The organism is Pseudomonas sp. ADAK2 TE3594 (assembly GCF_053628675.1).
The window spans coordinates 3169797-3180937 of the sequence record NZ_JBRJGV010000001.1; the positions used below are offsets into that span (position 1 = coordinate 3169797).

Genomic DNA, 11141 nt, shown 5'->3' on the forward strand with positions numbered 1-11141 from the left:
TCGCGATACTCGTCGTGCTCTTGCAACAGCACATGGGCATTGGCACCGCCAGCACCAAAGGATGAGACCCCGGCGATACGCGGCCCATCGCCTGCCGGGCACCAATCGCCCAGCGTCTGTTGCAGGTAGAACGGTGTCGCGTCCAACGTCAGGTTGGGATTGATGGTGGTGGCATGCAGGCTTGGCACCAGCTGTTTGTGTTTGAGCTGGAGAATGACCTTGCTGACGCCGGCGATACCGGCGGCGCCTTCCAGGTGCCCGATATTGGCTTTGACCGAACCCAGCGCGCAGTGGCCGAGCTCGACGCCATCAAGCGCAAAGGCCTGGCTCAGGCCGCTCACTTCGATGGGGTCGCCCAACTCAGTGCCGGTGCCGTGGGCCTCGATGTAGCTGATCTGGCTGGCATCGAGCCCGGCCTGATCGATGGCCAGGCGAATCACCTTAGCCTGGGCCTGGGGATTGGGCACGGTGTAGCCGTTAGTCTTGCCGCCGTGATTGACCGCCACGGCGCGGATCAGCGCGTGGATGTTGTCGCGGTCCGCCAGCGCCCGGGATAACGGTTTGAGCAGCACTGAACCGACGCCCTCACCCGGTACAAAGCCGTTGCCGCCTTCGCCGAAACTGCGGCAGCGACCGTCCTTGGAGAGCATCTGCCCGGCGCTCAATTCCACGTAGTTGGAGGGATGCAGGTACAGATTGACCCCGCCGGCAAAGGCCATCCGGCACTCGCCGCGACGCAGGCTTTCGCAGGCCCGGTGCAGCGCGCTCAGCGACGAGGAACACATGGTATCCACCGGTTCGCTCGGCCCGTTGAGGTCCAGCACATAAGAGACACGGTTGGCGGTCGAGCCGAACGAGGTGCGCGGAAAGACCATGTGCCCCTGCTCCCGCAACGCCGGCCCGTAGAGGCTGTAGCCGGTCTTGGTGATGCCGGCAAAGACCCCGACGTTGCCCTGATACTGCTCGGCCAGATCGGCCTTGGTGATCCCCGCGTCTTCCAGCGACTGCCAGCACGATTGCAGGAACAGCCGTTCCTGCGGGTCCATGTTGACCGCCTCACGCGGCGAGATATTGAAGAACAGCGGATCGAAATCGGCAAAGCCGTCGATGAAGCCACCCCACTTGCTGTAACTGCGAGCCTGCTTCAGCGCCTCGGACACCGAGTCGACGTAAAAGCCCTCAAGTGACCAGCGTTGCGACGGAATCTCGGTGATGCTGTCGCGACCTTCCTTGAGGTTGCGCCAGTATTCGTCAAGATTGGCGGCCTGCGGATAACGACCACTGATGCCGATGATCGCGATGGGTTCGGCGGCTGACATCGGCGCAGGTGCCTGGGTGGTCTGAGTGACAATCGGCGCAATTGGCACGGGAACGTCGGCCAGACCGCTCCACAACAGGCAGGCGCGGTGATGTTCGGCCACCAGATAACCGGTCAGCGCGTCCAGGCTGTGGTATTCGAAAAACAGCGTTTTCGACAACAGGCGTTCTGCCGGACGCAGCTGGGTCATCGCCGAAAACACGTCCTCCAGCGCCTTGTTGAGCCGGGTGATCATGATCGAGTCGATACCGTACTGCTCAAGCGGCGCAGCGCTTTCGACCCGGTCGGGCGGCAGTTTGGTAACGGCACAGAACACCGCCTTGAGTCGTTCGAGAATCGCGGCAGTGAGCCGCGTGCGCTCGACCGCGACCGGGGCCGACATCAGTGCTGGCTCAGTGTCGGTTTCTTCGGTGGCGCCAAAGTGCGCACGAATCTGCGCCAGATCGCCCTCGATCACCAGCAGCCGTTCCAGGCCGGCGTTCAACCCCAGTTGCAACGCCTGGATGCCATGCACCGACTGCATCGGCGCCATACCGGTCTTGTGGCGGATGTGCGCACGGTCGGCGGCGCTGACCTGCATGCCGCCATCGCGCCACAGCGGATAATTGATTGACAGCGTGTGGCCGAAGCGCAAGCCCTGTTCGACGCGCTTGTTGCGTAGCCCGGCAAAGTGATCGACGAAGCCGTTGGCGGCGGCGTAATCCGACTGACCGATGCTACCCAACACCGCCGAACAGGATGAAAACAGCACAAAAAAATCCAGGTACAGCCGACGGCACGCACGGTCCAGCAGTTCGGTGCCGATCACTTTGGCGGCAAACACCTCGATAATGTCTTGCGCGGTTTTATGCGCGAGCAACCGATCGCGGTTGATCCCGGCGCCATGCAGCACACCGTTGAGGCCGCCGTGGTTGGTGCAGATGTCGTCGATCAACTGCGCCAGCGCTTCGGCGTCGGTCAGGTCGACCTGCTGATAAATGACCACCGCGCCGGCATCACGAATGGCCTGCAACCGCGCCTGCTGACGCGCATCGAGGGCCGAGCGGCCAATCAGGATCAAGGTGGCGTCGCTGCATTGCTCGGCAATCGCGTCGGCAAAGATCAGCCCCAGGCCACCGGCGCCACCGGTAATCAGGTAGACGCCGTGATCTTTCCAGATGATGCGGTCGTGCTCACGGCGGGCGGCGACATCGTCCGCCAGTTCCTGCCATTGCAGTTCCTGGCACTCGCCTTGTTGGCCGCTGCGTTGCAACACCGAGCTGGCGCGCCGGCGGTTTTCGCCGAGTGTGGTGGTCAGCTGTGCGAGCTGAGTCGCCGACAATGGCTGGTCGGACTCGACCTCGATCATCAGGCAGCGGGCACTCAGTGCCGGTTGTTCCAGGCACGCGGTTTTCAGCAAGCCGTCGAGACCGGCGTACAGCAAGTGCTCCGGTGCCTGTTCGGCGATCATCAGTTCAACGTGAACCCGGCCCTTGAGCGTCTGCAACCGCAGCAACAGCGCAATCGCCAGTTCCTGATAACGTGCTGCCGGTGCGGTCCTGGTGCAGGGCAGAATTTCACCGCGTACGCCTACGCCAGCAGCGTTGGTCAGGGTTTGCAACTGTGCCACTTGCGCACTGCTGAAACCAACCCACAACAGCAGGCGCTGGCCGATGTCATCGTCTGCATCAGCGCTTGCCCCCAGCGGCTCCTGCCACACGGGACATGCCAGAAACAGGCCGTTGGCGGGTTCATCCACTGCGTCTTCGGGCGTGTCCTGTTCGACGATGGGCTGCGGCGTCTGATCGACCCAGTAGCGCTCTTTGGCAAACTGGTAAGGCGGCAGGTGAATGCGCTTGGCCGAGCCGGTCGGCCAAAGCGCCGCCCAGTCGATGTCGCTGCCGGCGACCCACTCACTGGCCAGCCGGCCGTTGTCGTCCGCCGCCACAGGCAGTGCGTCGCCATTGGCCAGCAGGACCAGTTGAATGCGCAGTTGCGCGAGATCATTGACCATCAGCGCCGCCCTCACCCGCATCGGCTCCCGGGCGGTCTGCAAGGTAAAGGCAATGTGGCTCAGTGGTGCTTCGGTCTTGTCCAGCCAGTGCGCCAGTGCCCGGGCGTTGTCGCGCAGGCTGGCGGCGGTTTTGCCGGACAACGGAATAACCCGGCTCACTGCCGGCGGCGTTGCGTCTTGGTCTGTGCTGTGGGCCGTTGGGTATTCGCCGATCACCAGATGCGCATTGGTGCCGCTATGGCCAAAGGAGTTGAGTGCCGCGATCAGACGTTCGCCGCCACTGGCCTGCCAGGCTTGCGCCTGATGGTTGATGTAGAACGGCGAGTGTTCAAGTTCGATCAACGGGTTGATCTGCACAAAGCCCGGCATGACCGGCAAAGTGCATTGGCGGATCGACAGCAGGACTTTGATCAGACCGATGACCCCGGCCCCCGCCGCCGCGTGACCGAGGTTGGCCTTGGCGCTGCCCAGCACGCAATAGCCCTGGGCGTCGGTGAACGCGCGGAACGCACGGATCAATGCGTTGGCCTCGACCGGATCACCCAGCCGGGTGCCGGTGCCATGCGCTTCGACGTAGCTGATCTGCGCAGGATCGACACCGAACTTGTGCCAGGTGTCGCGCAGCAATTGCTCCTGAGCGTCGCCGTTGGGCGCGGTAATGCCGTTGCTGGCGCCGTCCTGATTCACCCCCGAGGCCTCGATCACGGCGTAGATCGGGTCGCCAGCGGCCTCGGCGTCTTCCAGGCGTTTGAGCACGACCATGCCCACGCCTTCGGAAATCACCGTGCCGTCGGCTGCCGCATCGAACGCATGGCATTGGCCGCTGGGGCTGAGCATGTCGATGGCTGACAGGCTGATCAGCCCGCGTTGATCCAGCAGCGCATACACCCCGCCCGCCAGTGCCATGCGGCTTTCACCGTGGCGCAGGCTTTCACAGGCCTGGTGGATCGCCACCGCGGAAGACGAGCAACCGGTGTTGACCACCATCGCCGGGCCTTTGAGGTCGAGGAAGTACGACAGGCGAGAGGCGACGATGGCCTCGGAGCTGCCGGTAAAGGAGTCGTGGTGATAGCCCCCCGGCTCGGCGCCGACATAGATGCTGACCGCCTCGCCGGCGAGGGTCATCGGGTTACACCCGGCATCTTCCAGAGCCTTCCAGCTTTCTTGCAGCACCAGCCGCTGATGCGGGGTCATCGACTCCGCTTCGTGGGGGGTGAGGTTGAAAAACAGCGGATCGAAGCAGTCGCGGTCCTTGAGGATGCCGGCGCGATTGCAATAGCTTTTGCCGGGTTGCTTGTCGGCGCTGTAGGCACGGGATTGCAGATAGTCCGGTCCCAGCGCCTGCACGCCGTTGCGACCGGCCAGCAGGTTGTCCCACAGCTCATCAACGTTATCGGCGCCGGGGAACTGCCCGGCCATGCCGATCACGGCAATTCGCCCGGTGTTGCGGGTCTGCGGACGTGTGCTCGGGGATTCTTCTTCACCCGCCAGCGCAGCCGCCATGACCGGGTTGATCAGTGCCGCAGCTGTCTGCGGCCCGTGCGCGGCGGTTGCCGCCAATGGCTCGGCCAGCGCCCGCTCGATCTGCGGGCCATAAGATTTTTGCAGGTAACTGTGCAATTTGCTCACCGTGGCCTGTTCGAACAGGATCGCGCTGTTGAGCTTGATCCCCAACTGGTTGCCCAGTTGTTTGACGAAACCCACCCCGAGAATCGAGTCCACGCCGTAATCGGAAAACGGCGTGCGCAGCGCGATGCTCTGGCCGTCGGCCTTGAGGGTTTTGGCAAGGGCCTCGATGATCACTTGTTGCAGTCTGTCTGCAACGTCCACGGACGCTCCAGGCCCGCTGGCAGGATGCTGGTTCAACGTAAACTCCTTGTTTTGTGCGGACCTGGCGGGCCGTTGCGGCTCAAAGACTTGCAGGGTCAGTGCATCGCCATGGGCGGTGATGATCTGTTGACCCAGGGCGATTTGCGCCGGGATGTGCAGATCGACCTGTTCAAAGCCGCTGCTCCACAACAGCTCAAGCCAAGTCTGCTCGGCGATCAACGGCGAGCCGGGGATTCGCAGCGCCGGGTCCTCATACAACCACCAGCCATCGAGCAGGCCGAAGGTGACGGTCGCGGCGGAGGTTTTGCGGTTCAGTTCGTTCAGCGCCAGCAGGCCTCCGCTGCGCAACAGCGACCGCACATGGACCAGGGTGCGGCGCATGTTGGCGGTGGCGTGCAGCACGTTGGTGGCGACGACAATGTCATACGGCTGAAGGCTCTCCGCGGGCTGGCTGATGTCGAGAATTTGCGTGGTGAAGTAAGGTCGGCCTGCGGCGAAGCGGGCTTCCCCGTGCTGCAGAAATGCCCGGGACAGATCGCTGTAGCAGTATTCGCCGATCTGCCCCGCCAGCGGTTCCAGCGCAGCCAGCAGCGCGGCGGTGGTGCCGCCGGTGCCGGCGCCGATTTCCAGGATGCGCACCGGGCGCCCCGGCTCGGCCAGAACTCGCCGCCGCACATGCGCGGTCACCTGCGACGCCAGTTGCTCGTTGAAGAAATCCGACAGGGTATTGTGCTGGTAGATGCCCTCGACCTTGTCCATCGAACCGTCGGGAAACAGCAGGTCCGTCGCCTGAATCCGGCCTGTGAGAATCTGCGGCAACTGCTGCAGGCAATCGTCGATCAGCGTCACTTGAACCTGGCGTTCGCGGTCCTGAAAATAGTGATCGCGCTGGGTTTTCCAGGCGGCCAGAATCGCGGCGTGTCGCGTCCGGGCAACAGGCGTTGCCACGGCAAAGACCTCACCGTGCTGCTGCAAGTAGCCGTGTTCAACCAGAATCGCCAGGCATTCCTGCCACCAGCGCCGATAGCGCTCGCTGATCCCGGCCTGCTGGCGCCAGACTTCAGCGCTGTGGGCGCCGGGCGCGGTGAAGATGCCCAGGGTCTGCAACTGGATCAACAGCAGCACGGCAATCGATTGATCGAGCGTTTGCGGATCAAAGATCTGCTGCAACCGCTCGCGCTCGGCGGGCTCCAGTTCGACGCCCGGCGCCGTTTCTGGCACCAGCACCATTGGATCGAGCCGCAACTGCTGGCCCTCGGGCACGGCCATCAACTGACGCACCGCCGGCGAGGCCTTGAGGCACAGCAGGCGACGCAGCGAACCGCTGGACAGCTGCGCGACAAAGCGGCTGAAACAGGCAAAGCCCTCATCGTCATCAAGCGCGTCCAGATGCTGGCTGACCTTCTGCGCTTGCAGCGAAGCGCGCCAGAAGCCCCAGTTGATTACGCCGACCGGGAAACCCGCCGTCGGCCCGATGGCCTCGGCAAAGGCGTCGGCGAAGGTGATGCCGCAGGCATAGGCCGACAGCTTGGCCGCGCCGGAAAAGGCAAAGCCCTGCCCGGAGGAGAAATAGCAGAGGAAATCCAGCGGTTGCCCGGCCAGCGCCTGATAAAAATGCAGGCTGCCACGGCTCTTGATGTCGAGAATCTGCTGGAACTGCGCCTCGGTGGTGTGCTGGATGCTGTTCTCGAAGTCGAAGACCATTGCAGAGAACACGGCGCCATTGATTCGCCCGTAACGCTGATTGACCAGTGCCACGGCCTGTTGCAATTGCACCAGATCTGTCGCATCGACCTGAAGATAATCGACCCTGCCCCGGAACTGCTCGGCCTTCAGGCTGTGCTGTACCTGCTCGCTGTCGGCAGGTTTGCGCCCGAGCCAGATCACCCGGGCCTGATAGTGCTCGATCAACTGACGGCTGATCACCTGACCGATCACGCCGCTGCCGCCGAGGATCAGGTACACCCCGTTCTGTTGCAGCGCCGACGTGCTGGTGTGGGTCGGCGGCAGCGCCAGCGGGATCAACTGCTGGATAAAGCGCTCGCCACGGCTGAGTTTGATCAGCTCACCGCGCGGCGAAGCAGGCTCGGCAAGGATCTGTGCGAGCAGCCGTTGCCGGCTGTGTGGCGTTTCAAGTTCGTCGAGATTGAGGTCCAGAGTGCGTAGGTGCACCCGGTGTTCGCTCTGGGCCATGGCGTAACCCAGCCCGGCCATGCCGGCCCCCAGCGGATTGCCCCGTTGCGGCGCACCAGCAAAGGCGTAGCGGCCGAAGGACAACAGGAAACAGTCGGCCGAGCTGGCGTCGTCCTCTGCCGTTTGCAACGCCTTGAACAGCCGCAGCAGCGGTAACTCGTGGTGTTGCAGGCTGTCGGCCAGCGCCAATGGCGTCATGTGGTTGGCCGTTTGCGCGCCGATCACCAAGATCTGCGCCACCGGGCCGAGGGCCGACAGAATGTGCGCGAAGCCTGTCGGATCATCGTCGCCGCAATGCCAATGGCCTGTCGCCAATTCGGTGGTGGCGCCAATACCGCCGTCGATCCGCAGCACATTCCGGCTGCCTTGATTATGCTCGGCCAATGCCGCCCATAGCAGCCCGGTCGCAGAGGTGGATTCGCCCAGGGTCACCAGCACAACCGCTCCGACGCCTGGCACTGTGGCCTGCTCGTCTGCAGTTTGAGCCTGCCAGCGCGGCAGGTAGCAGCAATCGGTCGGGTCCTGCTCAATGGGCGTTTCGACGAGGGCCGCGTCAGCTGGTGGATGTGCCAGCCCCGGCATCCAGTAGCTGTTTCTGGCGAAGGGATAACCCGGCAGGCTGATCCGCTCAGGGCGTCGATACGCTTTGTCGAGATAGAACTGCTGCCAGTCGATGGCTTCGCCCTGCACCCACGCTGTCGCCAGTTCGGTCAACTGTTGGTGTTGCAGCCAGTGATCGATTGGCCGCGAAGTCGGTTCATCCATCGTCGGGTCATAAGGATCGCTATGGCCGTGGAACACGTTGTCTAGCGCTTCGCCTGCCAGCCACGACGCCAGACAACGCTGCACATCGGCAATGGAATCTACCCGCAGCGCCAACCGCTCGGCCATCGCTTCGCGCCCGGTCTGCAGGGTCCACGCCAGGTCGGCCATTTCCGGCTGTTCAGTGTCCAGCTCTTTGTTTAGAAAAGCCTGCAAGCGCGACGCCGATTCCATCAAGCGTTGCGGATCACGTGCCGATAACAGGATCAGCCAGGGGCCGGGCATCGCCGGGCGTGTGTCGGTCACGCCGAGGTGTTCCTCGACAATCAGCGAAGCATTGGCACCGCCTGCGCCAAACGAGGAAATGGCGGCTATGCGTGTCGCACCATTGGCGGTCCAGGGCGCCAGTTGCTGTTGCAGGCGAAACGGGGTCTGTTCGAAATCAATGCTCGGGTTGGGTTGCGCGGCATGCAGCGATGGCACCAGTTGGCGGTGTTGCAGTTGCAGCAGGACCTTGCTCAACCCGGCGATACCGGCTGCACTTTCACAGTGGCCGATATTGCTTTTGATCGAGCCGATGGCGCAGCGGGCGTCGTCGCTATGGGCAAAGACCCGGCTCAGGCCGCTGATCTCGATCGGATCGCCCAGCGCGGTGCCGGTACCGTGGGCCTCGATGTAGCTGATGCGGCGGGCATCGACGGCTGACCGTGCCAAGGCTTTTTCCAGCACACGCTGCTGGGCCCCGGCGCTCGGTACGGTATAGCCATTGGTCTTGCCCCCGGCGTTTATCGCACCACCACGAATCACTCCGTAGATCCGGTCGCCGTCGGCGAGCGCCTTGTGCAGCGGCTTGAGCACTACCGCGCCGACGCCTTCGGCATCGACAAAGCCGTCAGCATCATCGCCAAAGGCGCGGCAGTGTTCGCCGGGCGACAGCATCATCATTTCGCACAGACTGAGGTAGTGCTGTGGATTGATGATCAGGTTGATGCCACCGGCAATCGCCACGTCGCAGCTGCCACTGCCCAGGCTCTCGACCGCCAGGTGGATCGCGGTCAGCGATGACGAGCAGGCACTGTCGACCACGAAACTGGGGCCTTGCAGGTCCAGCTGATAAGACACCCGGTTGGCAATCGACCAGTAGTTGCTGATGGGGTTGTAGCTGCCGTTCATGACCCCGACAAACACCCCGACCTCGCCCTGTTGATGCAGGGTCGCCGGGTTGTAGCCCGCGTCTTCGATGCTGTGATAGGCCACTTGCAGGAACAGCCGTTCTTGCGGGTCCATCCGTTCGGCTTCGGTGCGCGAGATGCGGAAAAACGCCGGATCGAATTGATCGATGCCTTCGATAAAGCCGCCCCAACGCGTATACAGATGCCCGGACTTGCCCTTCTCCGCAGCAAAGTAACGCCGCCAGTCCCAGCGCTCGGCGGGGATTTCGTCGATGGCGCAATGGCCGTCGGCGAGGTTGCGCCACAGGTGGCTCATCGACTGCGCACCGGGATAACGGCCGTCGAGACCGATGATGGCGATGTGGCTGGCCTGGTCCTTCTCGACCGGTACGGTGGCTTGTTCCTGGCGGGTGGTGTCTGCCGTTGTCTCGCGCAATTGAGCCTCGGCTTGCCCCAACAGCGCTTCAAGTTCTTCGCCGCGATGCTGGATAAAATGCTCGGTCAGCGCCGTCAGGGTCGGCACTTCAAAAAACAACGCGCTGTCGATGGCGGCAAAATGCTCGCTGAACGCATGGGTCAACCGGACCACCAGAATCGAGTCCAGGCCATAGTCTTCCAGTGGCCGCGACAGGCTCATCTTCTCGGCCGGGATCTTCAACGTGGTGCTGACCAGATTGCGAAGGTAGTCGGCGACCCGACGACGCCAGCCGTCCGGGGCGGTCTCTTCCTGCTTCGGTGTGAACCTGTCTTGAGGCACGCGGCTATCGACGGGCGATGCTGCTGGCCGTTCGTTGCGGGCGACCGGCTGACGGACGATGCCGTCGCTCTCGGCCAGGATAATTTGCTGGCCCCGGTCATGTGCCTGCCGGGCCGGGAACAACACCGGGCTGAAGCCCTCTTGCGCCAGCACCGCCTGCCAGCCTGCCGGCGAAAGTCCGGGGCAACCGGGAATGCGCAGGGCGCCATCGCGGTGCAGCCACCAGCCTTCGAGCAGACCGAAACTCAGGTGGGTGAACAGCGACGCTTCGCTGATTTCATTGAGCATCAGCAATCCGCCTTTGCGCAGCACGGCCTTGGCGTTGCGCAATGTCTGGCGGATTTCCGGGGTGGCGTGCAGCACATTGGTCGCCACCACCAGATGATAGTGGTCGGCGTCAATGCCCTGCTCGGCGCACGGGCGCGACACATCGAACAGTCGGGTTTGCAGAAACGGGTTATCACGGCCAAATTGATCGACGCCGTGTTGCAGGAACGCACGCGACAGATCGGTGTAGCAGTATTCGCCGATCTGCGACCGCCAGGGTGCCAGCGCCGCCAGCAAGCCCGCCGTGGTGCCGCCCGTGCCAGCACCAACTTCGAGAATGCGCAGCGGTTCGGCGCCCGCTGGACGGCTTTCGATATAGGCCAGCGCTGCCTCGATCAGCACCTGATTGAAGTAGTCGGAAATCCGGTTGTTCTTGTAAACGCCTTCGACCAGCGTCATCGAGCCATCAGGAAAGAGCACGCGAGTCGCGGTCTGCTCACCGCGCAGCAGCGCCGGCAGCCCTTTGAGGCAGGCGTCGAGCAACTGCGCCCTGGCGGCCAGATCCGGGTCCTGGCGCCAGAGCGGCAAGCGCTCGTGCCACTGCTGCCACAGCGCATCGGCAGCGTCGGTTTCGATACCGGCGACGTAGTTGAGACTTTCAGCCAGCCACAGGTGCAGATAATCCGGCGTGACATGGCCGTGCTGCATAGCGAGGCGTTGCAGGTCCTCGGCGCCAGCCAGCCCAAGCGCCTGCAACTGGCTCGCCAGTAGGTGGCGCGCCAGGGCATCGATTTCGTCGGAGGCGGCGGCGGTGGTCTGATGTGCGGCTGTTTGCATGCTTCAACTTCC

At 63.4% G+C, this 11141-nt stretch carries 1 protein-coding gene (only partly in view); it reads right to left on the bottom strand.

What is annotated here, in order from left to right:
- Positions 1-11129 carry the 5' portion of an SDR family NAD(P)-dependent oxidoreductase gene (locus AB7M22_RS14025; RefSeq protein WP_454186752.1) on the bottom strand. Its footprint begins 3739 nt before the window's first position, so 11129 of the gene's 14868 nt are visible here — the first part of the coding sequence; the start codon lies at positions 11127-11129; its stop codon lies beyond the left edge, outside the window.
- Between the last annotated feature and the right edge of the window lie 12 nt (positions 11130-11141).